The sequence below is a fragment of the Methylobacterium ajmalii genome (assembly GCF_016613415.1).
Taxonomy (GTDB): Bacteria; Pseudomonadota; Alphaproteobacteria; order Rhizobiales; family Beijerinckiaceae; genus Methylobacterium; species Methylobacterium ajmalii.
The window spans coordinates 65,252-78,827 of the sequence record NZ_JACWCT010000138.1 but is presented as its reverse complement, the minus strand read 5'-3'; the positions used below and the strand labels follow the sequence as shown (position 1 = coordinate 78,827).

Here is a 13,576-nt window from a genome sequence, read left to right as displayed (position 1 = left end):
CCCGGGCGACGGCCGCGGTGCGCGCGCCGACGCAATAGGCCGGCAGCGCCGCGAACCGCGTGCCCGCCACCGGCGCCACCGCGCTCGCGCTCGTCAGCACCAGGGCGTCGAAGGTGCCGTCGGGCGGCGGGGCGCCGCTGGCGGCGAGGTCGAGGACCGGGGCGAGGAGCGGCCGGTGGCCGAGGGCGGCGACGCGCTCGGCCGTGCGCCGGCCGGCCGGCAGCGGCCGCGCGACCCAGACCCGCAGGGCGGTCCCGCCTTCCCTCGGCCCCGTCACGCAACCCTCCCCTTCCCGCCTCCCCTTCCCGCCTCCGGCCCGGGCGGCCGTCGACCGATCGCACCGTCGCTGCGATCGCCCCTTGGCCGGCCCCGCGCCGGCGGGTTATCTGGTGGCACCATACCGGCCGCCGCGCGGCGTGCCAGCCCCCTCGCGAGACCACCCCCACGCCATGAACGTCCTCGGGATCGAGACCACCTGCGACGAGACCGCGGCCGCGATCGTGGCGGTGGAGGAGGACGGGCGCGCCGTCATCCGCTCCAACGAGGTGCTGAGCCAGATCGCCGAGCACGCCGCCTATGGCGGGGTGGTGCCGGAGATCGCCGCCCGCGCCCATGTCGAGGTGCTCGACCGCCTGGTCGCCCGGGCCCTCGACACCGCCTCCCTGCGCCTCGCCGACCTCGACGGCATCGCGGTGGCGGCGGGTCCGGGCCTGATCGGCGGCGTGCTCGTCGGCCTCGTCACCGGCAAGACCCTGGCGCTGGTCGCGAGAAAGCCCCTCGTCGCGGTCAACCATCTCGAGGCGCACGCGCTGACGGCCCGGTTGACCGACAACCTCGCCTTTCCCTACCTGCTGCTGCTCGCCTCCGGCGGCCACACCCAGCTCGTCGCCGTGAAGGGCGTCGGCGACTACGTGCGGCTGGGCGGCACCATCGACGACGCGATCGGCGAGGCGTTCGACAAGGTGGCCAAGCTCCTGGGCCTCGGCTATCCGGGCGGCCCCGAGGTCGAGCGCGCCGCCGAGAGCGGCGACCCCGAGCGCTTCGCCCTGCCGCGCCCGATGCTCGGCCGGCGCGAGCCGAACTTCTCCCTCTCGGGCCTCAAGACCGCCCTGCGGATCGAGGCCGAGCGGATCGCGCCGCTCACCAACCAGGACGTCGCCGACCTCTGCGCCGGCTTCCAGGCGGCGGTGGTCGACGTGGTGGTCGACCGGGTGCGGGTCGCGCTGCGTGATTTCGGCGGTGTCGCCGGGCATCCGACCGCGCTCGTCGCCGCCGGCGGCGTCGCGGCGAACGGGGCCCTGCGCCGGGCCCTGACCCACCAGGCGGGCGAGGCCGGCCTGCCCCTCGTCGCCCCGCCCCTGCCGCTGTGCGGCGACAACGGCGCGATGATCGCCTGGGCGGGGATCGAGCGCCTGCGCCTCGGCCTCACCGACGACATCACGGCGCCGGCCCGCCCGCGCTGGCCCTTCGCGCAGGCCCGGTCCGACGCCCAGTCCCCCGCGGCCGGATGAGTCCCGCCGACGCCGAGGTGCAGAGGCGCCGCTGGCGGGCCCTGGTCGACGAGCGCCTGCCCGAGGCGGCGAGCGGCCGACCGGACTGGCCGGTCTCGCGCAACCATTGCTTCGCTCGCATCCTGCTCGACAACGCCTGCGGCGGGCCCTGGCGCGAGAGCGTGGCGCCGCCCGCCTGGGCCAACATGCCGCCAGAGCGTCTCGATGTCGCCCTGGCGCTCGGCGAGGCGGTGCTGGAGGGACGGCAGGACCTCGCGGTGCTCAACCACCGCTCGCTGCTGTGGCGGCGCAAGCGCCCGGTGCCCAAGCCCCCCGCCAGCCTGCCCGGCGACGGGTTCGCGCTGCGGCGCTGGCGGCTGGCCGACGACGCGCCCTTCGCGGCGCTCTGCGCCGATCCGGCGGTGATGCGGTTCTTCCCCGCGTCGAAGACCGCGCGGGAGAGCCAGACCGAGGCGCGGGCGCTCGCCCGCCGCTTCGACGAGGACGGGTTCGGTCCCTGGGCGGTCGAGGCGCCGGAGGGCTTCGTCGGCTTCGTCGGCTGCTGGCGCCCGGCCCGGCCGCTGCCGCTCGGCGCGCTCCTCGGCCGCGAGACCGGTCTCGTCGAGATCGGCTGGCGCCTCGCCCGTCCGGCCTGGGGCCGGGGCTTCGCGATCCGCGGCGCGCGGCTCGCCCTCGCCGACGCCTTCGCCCGCTGCGCCCTGCCGGAGATCGTCGCCTATACCGCCGACCTCAACGCGCCGTCCTGGCGGGTGATGGAGCGCCTCGGCATGGCGGCGGTCGGCGGGTTCGACCACCCGGCCCTGCCCGAGGGCCACCCGCTGCGGCCCCACCGCCTCTACCGGCTGGCGGCGGCGGATTTTCTCGCCGGAGACGCAGCATGAACACCATCGGGCCGGTCGCGGTCCTGGGCGGCGGCGCCTGGGGCACGGCGCTCGCCAACGCGGCGGCGGCCTCCGCGCCGCGGCGGGTGACGCTCTGGATGCGCGACGCGGGCGCCGCCGCCGCCATGGCCGGCACGCGCGAGAATGCCCGCCACCTGCCCGGGGTGCCGCTTCATCCGGGCGTCGTCCCCACCGCCGACCCGGCGACGCTCGCCGAGGCCGAGGCGGTGCTGGTGGTGACGCCGGCCCAGACCCTGCGCGGGGTGCTGACGGCCTTGTACCCCCATCTCGCACCCGGCGCCGCCCTGATCCTGTGTGCCAAGGGCATCGAGCGCGGCACCGACGCCTTCATGACCGACGTGGCGGCACAGGTCGCGCCCGGGGCCAGCCTCGCTGTCCTCTCCGGTCCGAGCTTCGCGGCCGACGTCGCCCGCGGGCTGCCCACCGCCGTGACGCTCGCGAGCCGGGACGGGCCGCTCGCGGCCGCGCTCGCCGCCGCCCTGTCGGGCTTGACCTTCCGGGTCTATCACGGCAGCGACCCGCGCGGGGTCGAGATCGGCGGGGCGGCTAAGAACGTGCTCGCCATCGCCTGCGGGGCGGCGATCGGGCGCGGCCTCGGCGAGAGCGCCCGGGCCGCCCTCGTCGCCCGCAGCTTCGCCGAATTGATGCGCTTTGCCCGCGCCTGGGAGGCCCGGCCCGAGACCCTGATGGGGCTGTCGGGCCTCGGCGACCTCGTGCTCTCGGCGGCCTCGGCGCAGTCGCGCAACTTCGCCTTCGGCGAGCGCCTCGGGCGCGGTGCGAGCCTCGAGGAGGCCGCCGGCGGCAAGCTCGCCGAGGGCGCGCTGACCGCCTCCGGGCTGGTGGCGCTCGCCCGGCGGCGCGAGGTCGAGATGCCGGTGGCCGAGGCGGTGGCCGGTCTGGTCGCCGGCACGCTGCAGCTCGACGACGCCATCGGCGGCCTGCTCAGCCGGCCGCTGCGCGCGGAGGAGTGAGACGGTCTCCGGGATGGACCATCCGGCGACCGTATCGCCGGTGAAGGGCAGTCCGCACGGAACGGCATGGTCGGACCGGGTGGAGGCACCGCGAACATCGCCCAGCCGTCATCGGACGTTCACTGCCCTCTGGCAGGCGTCTGCTTCAGCTGGGCCGGCCTCCCCGTCCTCCAGCTGCCGGCACCGAGTCGGGTGCCGCCGACGACGACGGACACCCATCAGGGACGGGACGCCGTTTCACCCGGCCGGCGCCAGCCCCTCCGGCCGCTTCACCTCGATCTCCACGAAGGCGATCGGGTGGTCGGAGCCGTTCTGGACGTCGTGGCGGATGCCGGCCGGGCGGCGATAGGACTGGCCGTGGTCGAGCGGTACCTCGGTGACGGTCGTGCCGTCGTGGATCCGCAGGGTGCCCTCGGTGATCATCACCACGAAGTAGGGCCAGCCGTGCTCGTGCCAGCCGATGACGGCGCCGGGTGGGAAATCCCACCGGGTGATGCGGACGGTCTCGTCGTCGACCTGGACGGTCGGGACCGCGGGAATCGTGCAGGCGAAGGCCATCGGGGTCTCCTATCGGGCGGATTCGAAGCCGGCGAGCACCGCCGTCAGGTTCGTGGCCAGGAGGTCGGAGAGGTAGCCGCCCTCCTGCACCAGCACGGTCGGCAGGCCGAGCCGCCCGAGCGCCGCGCCGATGCGCGAGAAGCCCTCGGTGGTGATGGCGAGCCCCGCCAGCGGATCGTGCTCCGAGGCGTCGAGGCCGAGCGCCACCACCAGCGCCGTGGGGGCGAAGGCCTTCACGGTTCGGCTCGCCACGCCCTCCAGCACGTCGAGATAGGCGTCGTCGCCGGTGCCGAGCGCCAGCGGCAGGTTCAGGTTGGCGCCGATCCCCTCCCCCTCGCCGCGCTCGTGGGCGTAGCCCCAGACGAAGGGGTAGAAGCCGCGCGGGTCGGCGTGGAGCGAGACGGTGAGCACCGAGGGGTCGCGGTAGAAGATCCCTTGCGTGCCGTTGCCGTGGTGCACGTCGACGTCGAGCACCGCGACCCGGGCGTGGCGCTGGCGCAAGGCGGCGGCGGCGACCGCGCTGTTGTTGAAGTAGCAATGGCCGCCTGCCCGGTCGCGATAGGCGTGGTGGCCGGGCGGGCGGCAGAGCGCATAGGCCGCGTCCTCGCCGTCCAGCACGAGTTGCGCCGCGCTCGCCGCGACGTCGGTCGCCGCGGCGGCGGCCGCGTAGGTCCCCGGCCCGATCGGGCAGGCGGTGTCGACCGTGTGCCAGCCGAGCCGGCCGACGATGTGGGTCGGGTAGGTCGCGGCCTCGCGCACCGGATGGATGTTGGCGATCATCTCGGACCCGTGGTCCGGCAGCGCCTCCCAGGCTTCCCAGGCCTCGGCCATGAAGGCGAGGTAATCGGGGCTGTGGACCCGGGCCCTCGCGCCGATGCCGTGGGCTTGCGGCGCCACCACCGCGTGGTTCCCGGCCGCGAGGCCGGCGAGCAGCCGGTCGGCCCGCTCGGGCTGGTCCGCGGCCGGCTTCACCTGGCCGCGGACCAGGAAGAACTTCGGATCGTGGCTGCGGTGGTCCTCGGAATGGACGGCCTTCATGGGGACTCCGGTGTCTGGCTGTGGGATGCGGGGCTCTGGGGGGCGAGGCCCTCGAGCAGCCGGACCACCTCCCGGCGGGCGACGCCGATATGGTGGTCGACATGGGCGACGATCCGCTCCGGGTGGCCGGCCTCGATGGCCGCCAGCACCGGCTCGTGGGTGCGGGCGATCTCGTCGGGATCGTCGTAGAGATGGCCGATCAGCCCGATGACGATCCGCAATTCCGAGGCCAGCCCGTCGAACAGGCGCAGCAGCCGGGCGTTGCCGGCGGCCTCGCAGATCAGGCGGTGGAACTGGTAGTCGGCCTCGACGATGGTGGCGGGGTCGTCGCGCCTGGCCAGATCGCGCATCAGGTCGAGCTGGCGGCGCAGGGCGTCCCGGGCCTCCGGGGTCAGGCGCCGTGCCGCCTCGACCGCCGCATGGCGCTCGACGCACAGGCGCAGGGCGTAGAGCTCGTCGACGTCCCGCGCCGAGAGTTCGCGCACGAAGAAGCCGCGCCGCGGCGAGGCCTCGAGCAGGCCCTGGCTCTCGAGGAGGCGCGCGGCCTCCCGCACCGGCGCCCGGCTGATGCCGAGCTCGCGGGCCACCGCCGCCTCCGCCACCTTCGCGCCGGGCGGCAACCGTCCCTGCACGATCGCGTCGGTGAGCCGGCGCGCGACCTGGCGCACGAGATCGCTCTCGGCCAGCACCGGCAATCCGACGGGTCGGGACATCGTACGCATCGCACCTCCGCGGCCGGATTGTGCAATGCGTAGGCGTCGATTGTCGACACTTTTGGCTTGATCGTCGTGCAAGGCCGGGTCAGTCTAGGCTCATGCCGGGTGATGTCGTGAGCCGTCCGGCCCTGCATGCGGCCGTCGGTGTGAGGTCTTCGCGCCGCTTCGTCCGTACACGTGAAGATGTCGTGGCGCCCAGGGCCGCCACGAACCTTTCCGCGAGGAGGTCCGATGTCGTCATCCGCTCATCCGCATGCCGACGAGGTGCAGCGCATCCGCGTCGACCTCGCGGCGACCTACCGGCTGATCCATCGGCTGGGCCTCGACGACAGCATCTACACCCACATCTCGGCCCGCCTGCCCGGACCGGAGCACCGCTTCCTGATCAATCCCTACGGGTTGCGGTTCGAGGAGGTGACCGCCGGCAACCTCGTCACCGTCGACCTCGAAGGTAAGGTGGTCGACGATCCCTGCGGGCTCGGCATCAACCCGGCCGGCTTCACCATCCACAGCGCGGTCCATGCCGCTCGGGAGGACGCGCTGTGCGTGCTCCACACCCACACGGTCGCGGGCGTCGCCGTGTCGTGCCAGGAAGAGGGGCTGCTGCCGCTCAACCAATGGTCGATGCAGTTCGCCGGGCGGCTGGCCTACCACGACTACGAGGGCATCGCGCTCGACCTCGACGAGCGCCAGCGCCTGGTGGCCGATCTCGGCGACAAGCCCGTGATGGTGCTGCGCAACCACGGCATGCTGACCTGCGGCCGCTCGGTGGCGGAGGCGTTCAAGCTGATGCACAACGTCGAGCGCTCGTGCCGGGCGCAACTGGCGCTGCAAGCCGCCGGCGCTCCGCTGATCCGTCCCTCGGCGGCGGTCGCGACGAAGACCGCCGGCCAGTACGCCTCGTTCTACGACAAGATGGAGACGGGACAGCTGCCCGACACCGAATGGGACGCGTTCAAGCGCATGCTGGAGCGCAGCGACCCGGATTACAAAGAGTAGAGCCGAGCAAACCGCCCGCTGCCGCATAGAGCGCGGGTTCCTCCTCTCCCCGCGGGCGGGGAGAGGGCTGCCGACCCCTCGCCGGGTCGGCAGCGAGCCCGAAGGGCGAGGGTGAGGGGGTCTCGACGGATGAGGCTCCTCCGGAAACACCCCCTCACCCTCGGCTGACGCCTCGCTCCGTCGACGACAAGGTCGCCGGAGCCCTCTCCCCGCCCGGCGGGGAGAGGAGAATGCGCGCCATTCGTGGTGCATGCGCTCCCACGCCGCGACAGGGACCAAGAGGGACAACCGATGCTCAAGACGATTCTGGCCGGCACCGTGCTCTCCCTGGCGCTCGCCGGCACGGCCTTCGCGCAAACGCCGAAGCCCGGCGGCACCGCCAACGCGGTGATCCAGCCCGAGCCGCCCGGCCTGATGCTGGCGATGGTGCAGAACGGCCCGACCCAGATGGTGGCCGGCAACATCTACGAGGGCCTGCTGCGCTACGATTCCGCCCTCAAGCCCCTGCCCGGCCTCGCCGAGAGCTGGAGCGCGTCCGAGGACGGCAAGACCTACACCTTCAAGCTGGTCAAGAACGCCACCTGGCACGACGGCAAGCCGTTCACCGCCGACGACGTGGTGTTCTCGGTCGAGCTTTTGCGCCAGACCCATGCCCGCGCCCGCGGCAACCTGGCGCGCGTCGCCAGCGTGACGGCGCCCGACCCGTACACGGTGGTGTTCACCCTCTCCGAGCCGTTCGGCCCGTTCCTCGGCATCTTCGAGGTCGGCTCGCTGCCGATGATCCCGAAGCACATCTATGCCGGCACCGACTACAAGACCAACCCGGCCAACAACACGCCGATCGGTACCGGCCCCTACATGTTCAAGGAGTGGAAGAAGGGCTCGTACATCCGGCTCACGAAGAACCCGAATTACCACGTCGCGGGAAAACCCTATCTCGACGAGATCTACTGGCACGTGATCCCCGACGCCGCCGCTCGCGCCGTGGCGTTCGAGACCGGCAAGGTCGACATCCTGCCCGGCGGCTCGGTCGAGAACTTCGACGTGCAGCGCCTGTCCTCGCTCAAGGGCGCCTGCTCGACCACCAAGGGCTGGGAGTTCTTCAGCCCGCATTCCTGGCTGTGGCTCAACAACCGCAAGGGCCCGACCGCCAACAAGGCCTTCCGCCAGGCGGTGTCCTACGCGCTCGACCGCGACTTCGCCCGCGACGTGGTGTGGAACGGGCTCGGCAAGCCGGCGACCGGCCCGTTCTCCTCCACCGTCCGCTACCACGACCCGAAGGCCGCGAAGTATTCCTACGATCCCGCCAAGGCCAAGGCGCTCCTGAAGGAGGCGGGCTACAAGGGCGAGCCTGTCCGCCTGCTGCCGCTGCCCTACGGCGAGACCTGGCAGCGCTGGGCCGAGGCCGTGAAGCAGAACCTGGAGGATGCCGGCATCAAGGTCGAGCTCGTCGCCACCGACGTCGCCGGCTGGAACCAGAAGACGTCCGACTGGGACTACGACATCGCCTTCACCTACCTCTATCAATATGGTGACCCCGCCTTGGGCGTCGGCCGCAACTACGTCACGTCGCAGATCGCCAAGGGCTCGCCGTTCAACAACGTCGAGGGCTATTCCAACCCGAGCGTCGATACCGCCTTCGCCGAGGGCGCCTCGGCGGTCGGCGACGACAAGCGCCGGCCGATCTACGAGGCGGTGCAGAAGACGCTGGTCGAGGACGCGCCGGTGGCCTGGCTCCTGGAACTGCAATTCCCCACCATCACCCGCTGCAAGGTCCACGACCTCGTCACCACCGGCATCGGGGTCAACGACGGCTTCCGGGACGCATGGATCGAGCGATGACGCTTCTTGGATCGAGCGCTGAGGACTGACGGCATGCTGGGTTTCGTCGCGCAGCGGATCGCGAAGGGAGTCGTGGTGCTCCTCGCCATCGTGGTCCTGAACTTCTTCCTGATCCGCCTCGCGCCGGGCGACCCGGCCCTGGTGATGGCGGGCGAGGCGGGGGCGGGCGACGAGGCCTTCATCGCCCAGCTTCGGGAAAAGTTCGCCCTCGACCAGCCGCTGCCGAGCCAGCTTGGCGCCTACCTCGGCAGCATGGCCAAGCTCGATCTCGGCTATTCGGTGCGCCAGCAGTTGCCGGTGGCGACGCTGATCGGCGAACGGCTGCCGGCGACCCTGCTGCTGACCGGCAGCGCCTTCGCGGTCTCGCTCTCGCTCGGGGTGCTGCTCGGCGCGCTCGCCGCGCGGCGGGCGGGCACCCTGGCCGACACCGCGATCACCGGGCTCGCGCTCCTGTTCTACGCCACGCCGCTGTTCTGGGTGTCGCTGATGGCGATCCTGCTGTTCTCGGTCCGGCTCGACTGGCTGCCGAGCTTCGGCTTCGAGACCGTGGGAGCCGGCTATACCGGGCTCGCTCGCGTCCTCGACATCGCCCACCACCTGGTGCTGCCGGCCATGACTCTGGGGCTGTTCTTCATGGCGGTCTACGTGCGGATGACCCGCTCCTCGATGCTGGAGGTCTCGCGCCTCGATTTCGTGAAGACGGCGCGGGCCAAGGGCCTGACCGAGGGGGTGATCCAGCGCCGCCACATCCTGCGCAACGCGCTCCTGCCGGTGGTGACGCTCGCCGGCCTCCAGGCCGGGACGCTGGTCGGCGGCGCGGTGCTCACCGAAACGGTCTTCGCCTGGCCGGGGATCGGACGGCTGATGTACGAGGCGCTGCTCCAGCGCGACTACAACCTGCTGCTGGGCGTCTTCGTGGTCTCCTCCGCGATGGTGCTGGTCTTCAACCTCGTCACCGACGTGGTCTACCGCGCGGTCGATCCCCGCATCGAGGTGGCCTGATGAGCGGCGCCCTCCCGTTGAGCGCTCCGGCGCCGGCCCGCCGCCGCCGCGGGCCCCTCGCCGCCTTCCTGCGCCATCCGGGCGCGGTGTTCGGGCTGGTGATCCTCGCCGTCGTCGTCGCCGCGGCCCTGCTGGCGCCGGTGCTCTACCCGACCTCGCCCTGGCGCATGGTGCAGCGCCCCTTCGTGCCGCCCTTCACCCTGGAGCGGGTGCCGCTCGGCACCGACGCGCTCGGGCGCGACATCGCCGCCGGGCTGATGCACGGGGCCGGGGTCTCGCTGATCGTCGGCCTCGTCTCGACGCTCGCCGCCCTCCTCATCGGCGTGCCGCTCGGCGCGCTCGCCGGCTATCTCGGCGGCCGGGTCGACGATGCCCTGATGCGCTTCACCGAGCTGTTCCAGACCGTGCCGAGCTTCGCGCTCGCCATCGTGCTGGTGGCGATCCTGCAGCCCTCGCTGTCCTCGATGATCCTCGCCATCGCGCTCGTCAGCTGGCCGCCGGTGACGCGGCTGGTGCGCGGCGAGGTGCTGTCCTTGCGCTCGCGCGAATACGTCCAGGCGGCGATCGTGACGGGACAGACCACCTTCACCATCCTGCGCCGGGAGGTCTTGCCGAACACCCTGTCGCCGATCGTGGTGCTGGCGTCCCTGATGGTCGCGACCGCGATCCTGCTCGAATCCTCGCTCTCGTTCCTCGGGCTCGGCGACCCGAACCGGATGTCCTGGGGCTTCATGGTCGGGGCCGGCCGCACGGTGATCCGGCAGGCCTGGTGGATCACCGCCTTCCCGGGCGTGCTGATCCTGCTCACCGTGCTCGCCCTCAACCTGATCGGCGAGGGGCTGAACGACGCCCTCAACCCGCGCATGTCCCGGGAGCGCTGAGATGGATGCCGACGTGACCCGCGCCGCCGTCTCGGTGCGTAACCTGAGCCTCGCCCTCCCCGAGGGCGGCGACCGGCCGAACGCCGTCGACGGCGTGTCGTTCGACCTCGTGGCCGGCGAGATCCTGTGCCTCGTCGGCGAATCGGGCTCGGGCAAGTCGATGTGCGCCCACGCCCTGATGGGCCTGCTGCCGAAGGCGGTGCGGCCGGTCTCCGGAGCGATCCGCTTCGGCGAGACCGACCTGCTTGCCCAGGACGAAGCCGGCTGGCGGGATACCCGCGGCCGGCGGATCGCGATGATCTTCCAGGAGCCGATGACGGCGTTGAACCCGCTGATGCGGATCGGCGACCAGATGGCCGAGATGTTCGAGGCTCACGGTCAGCTGACGCCGAAGGAGCGCCGCGCCCGCGCGGTGGCGCTGGCCGGCGAGGTCGGGCTGCCCAACCCCGGGCAGATCGTCCGCTCCTATCCCCACCAGCTCTCGGGCGGGCAGCGCCAGCGGGCGATGATCGCGATGGCGCTGGCGCTCGAACCCGCCGTGCTGGTGGCCGACGAGCCGACGACGGCGCTGGACGTGACCACGCAAGCCCAGATCCTCAAGTTGATCCGCGACCTCCAGACCCGTCGCAACATGGCGGTGTTGTTCATCACCCACGATTTCGGCGTCGTCGCCGAGATCGCCGACCGGGTGCTGGTTCTGCGCCACGGCCGGGTGGTCGAGGAGGGACCGGCGAGCGCCGTGCTCGGCCGGCCGCAGGCCGCCTACACGAAGACCCTGCTCGCCGCCGTGCCGACCATGGATCCGCCGAGCCGGCCTCCCCTCTCGGGCCCGAAGGCGGTCGAGGTCACGGGACTGCAGAAGACCTACGTCACCGGCGGCGGCCTGTTTCGCGCCAAGCGCCGCACGGCCGCGGCCCGGGACGTCGCCTTCGCGCTCCATCGCGGCGAGACGCTCGGCCTCGTCGGCGAATCCGGCTCGGGAAAATCCTCGGTCGCCCGCCTGGTGATGCGCCTGATCGAGCCCGATTCCGGCCGGGTGCGGCTGGGCGACACCGACCTGACCGGCTTGAAGGGCGAGGCCCTGCGCCAGGCCCGCAGCCGCATCCAGATGGTGTTTCAGGACCCCTTCGCCTCGCTCAACCCGCGCCGCAGCGTGGGCAGGATCATCGCCGACGGGCCGGTGGCGCACGGCGTGCCGCTGACCGAGGCGATGGAGCGGGCGCGCCGCCTCCTTTCCCTCGTCGGCCTCGACGAGAGGGCGCTCGATCGCTTTCCCCACGAATTCTCCGGCGGCCAGCGCCAGCGCATCGGCATCGCCCGGGCGCTGGCTCTCGAACCCGAGGTGCTGGTCGCCGACGAGGCGGTCTCGGCCCTCGACGTCTCGGTCCAGGCCCAGGTGCTGGCGCTGCTCGAGGACCTGAAGGCGCGGCTCGGCCTGTCGATGCTGTTCATCACCCACGACCTGCGGGTGGCGGCCCAGATCTGCGACCGGATCGCGGTGATGCGCCAGGGCGAGATCGTCGAGCTGAAGACCGCGAGCGCGCTCTTTTCCAACCCCGAGCATCCCTATACCCGCGCGCTCCTCGACGCCGTGCCGGGTCGGGTGCGCCAGGCGGCGTGAGGGTCCTGTGATCCCGCTTTTCCAATCATCGACTTCATCCTGAGGTGTTGGTCGATCAAAGATCGACTGACCTCGAAGGAGGGCTCCAGAACTCTCCGAGCGAGCTGGAGCCCTCCTTCGAGGCTCCCTCACGGTCGCACCTCAGGATGAGGTCGTGGATGGGACATCCCACTCATACCAACGGCCCAAGATGCTGATGCATCGGACCGTTGAACCATCTCGAATTTTCGATACCAAACCAGAGGCTTGGCAAAAATTCGAGAACGGAGACAAAGGTCGCTTTCAACGACCGTTGGTATCACTCCCCGAATTCGATCACATCTCTGCCCGAATAGATCCGACGATGGACCGCCTTCCCTGCGTGCTCTTGAGCGCGACCACCGACCTGCGCGGATTGTTCGGCCCGGTACTCGCCGAAATTGCCGACCGGGTCGAGATCCTGGATCATCCGGCAGAGAACCCCGAGCGGGTGCGCCTGGCCCTGGCCTGGCGCCCGCCGGCCGACGCGTTGCCCCGCTACCCCAACCTCGCGGCCCTCTGCTCGATCGCGGCCGGGGTCGACAACCTGCTCGCCTGTCCCGGGCGGCCGCCGGACCTGCCGGTGGTGCGGGTGGTCGATCCCGACCAGGCGCGGGCGATGTCGGGCTTCGTGCTCTGGCACGCCATCGGCCACCAGCGGCGCTTCCAGGCGTATGCCGGGAACCAGCGCGACCGGCTCTGGCGCCGGCTCTACCCGCGCGACGCGAGCGCGGTGCCGGTCGGCATCCTCGGCTACGGCAGGATCGGCCGGCGGGTCGCCGCCGATCTCGCCGCCCTCGGCTTCCCGGTCCGGGCCTGGAGCCGCAGCCCGCAAGACACCGATCCCGGCGTCGTCCACCACCACGGGCTCGACGGGCTCGCGGCGATGCTCGGTGAGACGGAAATCCTGGTGAACCTGCTGCCGCTGACGCCGGAGACGCGCGGCATTCTCGATGCGCGCCTCTTTTCCCGCCTGCGCCCGGGCGGCCTCCTGATCCAGGTCGGCCGCGGCGAGCACCTGGTCGAGGCCGATCTCCTGGCGGCCCTCGACTCCGGTCACCTCGCGGGGGCGGCCCTCGACGTGTTCGCCACCGAGCCGCTGCCCACCGCCCATCCGTTCTGGGATCACCCGGCGATCCGCATCACCCCGCACGAGGCCTGCGAGGCGAGCCCCCGGGCCGTCGCCCGCACCCTGCTCGCCGCGGCCGAAGCCGTGCGGGCGGGACGGGTACCGCCGGATACGGTGGATGCGGCGCGGGGCTATTGACGGCCCTGGCGAGCCCGGACGCCCTGCGGATTGCGACGCCGCTTCCGTTGCGGTAGTACCGAGCCGTGGACCGGGATTGGACCCGGCCGGAGGGCGAGCCATGGAATCCATCCATGCCCGCCCCGTCCTCTGACGGGGCAACGACGCGAGGATCCCCCGCATGGGCGGCGGACCGGCGTTCTGACGCAGCGAGGCGGTTCGTCCGCTCGCTGAAGCTCGTCTTCGGCTGCCTTGCGCAGCCCCGGAATCC

General features: G+C 72.1%; 13 protein-coding genes. 9 read left to right on the top strand and 4 right to left on the bottom strand.

The features are described from left to right. On the bottom strand, window positions 1-277 hold a 277-nt coding region (locus HPY23_RS25760; RefSeq protein ID WP_420891345.1), incomplete at its 3' end, for a uroporphyrinogen-III synthase. A 172-nt stretch (window positions 278-449) separates the two neighbouring features. Between HPY23_RS25760 and tsaD the strand changes: the two genes are divergently transcribed. The 3 genes from tsaD to HPY23_RS25745 are packed head-to-tail and all read left to right on the top strand — an operon-like array spanning window position 450 to window position 3,384. After that, entirely contained in the window at window positions 450-1,511 is a 1,062-nt protein-coding gene (gene tsaD, locus HPY23_RS25755; protein ID WP_091886567.1) for a tRNA (adenosine(37)-N6)-threonylcarbamoyltransferase complex transferase subunit TsaD, read from the top strand. Further along, complete coding sequence (locus HPY23_RS25750; RefSeq protein WP_091886569.1) at window positions 1,508-2,392, top strand: GNAT family N-acetyltransferase; 885 nt, start codon at window positions 1,508-1,510, stop codon at window positions 2,390-2,392. The genes tsaD and HPY23_RS25750 overlap by 4 nt, the downstream gene beginning before the upstream one ends. Next, a complete protein-coding gene (locus HPY23_RS25745; protein WP_091886572.1) occupies window positions 2,389-3,384 on the top strand; it encodes an NAD(P)H-dependent glycerol-3-phosphate dehydrogenase in 996 nt (331 codons plus the stop codon). The genes HPY23_RS25750 and HPY23_RS25745 overlap by 4 nt, the downstream gene beginning before the upstream one ends. Window positions 3,385-3,621: 237 nt before the next feature. Here the strand turns inward: HPY23_RS25745 and HPY23_RS25740 are convergent, their stop codons facing one another. Genes HPY23_RS25740 through HPY23_RS25730 form a run of 3 tightly spaced genes read right to left on the bottom strand, consistent with a single transcriptional unit; the run spans window position 3,622 to window position 5,693 of the window. Beyond that, the gene (locus tag HPY23_RS25740; RefSeq protein ID WP_091886575.1) at window positions 3,622-3,942 is read right to left on the bottom strand and encodes a cupin domain-containing protein; all 321 of its coding nucleotides are present in this window, start codon (window positions 3,940-3,942) and stop codon (window positions 3,622-3,624) included. Window positions 3,943-3,951: 9 nt separating this feature from the next. Further along, window positions 3,952-4,980: a histone deacetylase family protein gene (locus HPY23_RS25735; RefSeq protein ID WP_091886578.1), complete on the bottom strand. Its 1,029-nt coding sequence runs from the start codon at window positions 4,978-4,980 to the stop codon at window positions 3,952-3,954. Next, complete coding sequence (locus HPY23_RS25730; protein WP_236012477.1) at window positions 4,977-5,693, bottom strand: GntR family transcriptional regulator; 717 nt, start codon at window positions 5,691-5,693, stop codon at window positions 4,977-4,979. The genes HPY23_RS25735 and HPY23_RS25730 overlap by 4 nt, the downstream gene beginning before the upstream one ends. Before the next feature lie 234 nt (window positions 5,694-5,927). Between HPY23_RS25730 and HPY23_RS25725 the strand changes: the two genes are divergently transcribed. The 6 genes from HPY23_RS25725 to HPY23_RS25700 all read left to right on the top strand — a co-directional run bounded on the left by HPY23_RS25725 (window position 5,928) and on the right by HPY23_RS25700 (window position 13,326). Then, window positions 5,928-6,695 (top strand): class II aldolase/adducin family protein, encoded by a 768-nt coding sequence (locus HPY23_RS25725; protein WP_200601512.1) that lies wholly within the window; start codon window positions 5,928-5,930, stop codon window positions 6,693-6,695. 291 nt (window positions 6,696-6,986) lie between these two features. Further along, on the top strand, window positions 6,987-8,537 hold the full coding sequence (locus HPY23_RS25720; protein ID WP_091886585.1) for an ABC transporter substrate-binding protein: 1,551 nt from the start codon (window positions 6,987-6,989) through the stop codon (window positions 8,535-8,537). 33 nt (window positions 8,538-8,570) lie between these two features. Next, window positions 8,571-9,539, top strand: a complete 969-nt coding sequence (locus tag HPY23_RS25715) for an ABC transporter permease (protein WP_091886588.1) — start codon at window positions 8,571-8,573, stop codon at window positions 9,537-9,539. Next, window positions 9,539-10,420, top strand: coding sequence for an ABC transporter permease (locus tag HPY23_RS25710; protein ID WP_236012476.1), 882 nt, complete (start codon window positions 9,539-9,541; stop codon window positions 10,418-10,420). Before HPY23_RS25715 ends, HPY23_RS25710 begins: the two co-directional genes overlap by 1 nt. A gap of 1 nt (window position 10,421) precedes the next feature. Further along, complete coding sequence (locus HPY23_RS25705; RefSeq protein ID WP_060846359.1) at window positions 10,422-12,041, top strand: ABC transporter ATP-binding protein; 1,620 nt, start codon at window positions 10,422-10,424, stop codon at window positions 12,039-12,041. Between the two features lie 343 nt (window positions 12,042-12,384). Next, window positions 12,385-13,326, top strand: a complete 942-nt coding sequence (locus HPY23_RS25700) for a 2-hydroxyacid dehydrogenase (protein ID WP_091886591.1) — start codon at window positions 12,385-12,387, stop codon at window positions 13,324-13,326. The last annotated feature ends 250 nt before the right edge of the window (window positions 13,327-13,576 follow it).

Bases quoted from the DNA above. Each gene is read 5' to 3' on its own strand.
- tsaD (WP_091886567.1), top strand. From the start codon at position 450: ATGAACGTCCTCGGGATCGAGACCACCTGCGACGAGACCGCGGCCGCG.
- HPY23_RS25730 (WP_236012477.1), bottom strand. From the start codon at position 5,693: ATGTCCCGACCCGTCGGATTGCCGGTGCTGGCCGAGAGCGATCTCGTG.
- HPY23_RS25710 (WP_236012476.1), top strand. From the start codon at position 9,539: ATGAGCGGCGCCCTCCCGTTGAGCGCTCCGGCGCCGGCCCGCCGCCGC.
- HPY23_RS25735 (WP_091886578.1), bottom strand. From the start codon at position 4,980: ATGAAGGCCGTCCATTCCGAGGACCACCGCAGCCACGATCCGAAGTTC.
- HPY23_RS25715 (WP_091886588.1), top strand. From the start codon at position 8,571: ATGCTGGGTTTCGTCGCGCAGCGGATCGCGAAGGGAGTCGTGGTGCTC.
- HPY23_RS25700 (WP_091886591.1), top strand. From the start codon at position 12,385: ATGGACCGCCTTCCCTGCGTGCTCTTGAGCGCGACCACCGACCTGCGC.
- HPY23_RS25720 (WP_091886585.1), top strand. From the start codon at position 6,987: ATGCTCAAGACGATTCTGGCCGGCACCGTGCTCTCCCTGGCGCTCGCC.
- HPY23_RS25725 (WP_200601512.1), top strand. From the start codon at position 5,928: ATGTCGTCATCCGCTCATCCGCATGCCGACGAGGTGCAGCGCATCCGC.
- HPY23_RS25740 (WP_091886575.1), bottom strand. From the start codon at position 3,942: ATGGCCTTCGCCTGCACGATTCCCGCGGTCCCGACCGTCCAGGTCGAC.
- HPY23_RS25705 (WP_060846359.1), top strand. From the start codon at position 10,422: ATGGATGCCGACGTGACCCGCGCCGCCGTCTCGGTGCGTAACCTGAGC.
- HPY23_RS25745 (WP_091886572.1), top strand. From the start codon at position 2,389: ATGAACACCATCGGGCCGGTCGCGGTCCTGGGCGGCGGCGCCTGGGGC.
- HPY23_RS25750 (WP_091886569.1), top strand. From the start codon at position 1,508: ATGAGTCCCGCCGACGCCGAGGTGCAGAGGCGCCGCTGGCGGGCCCTG.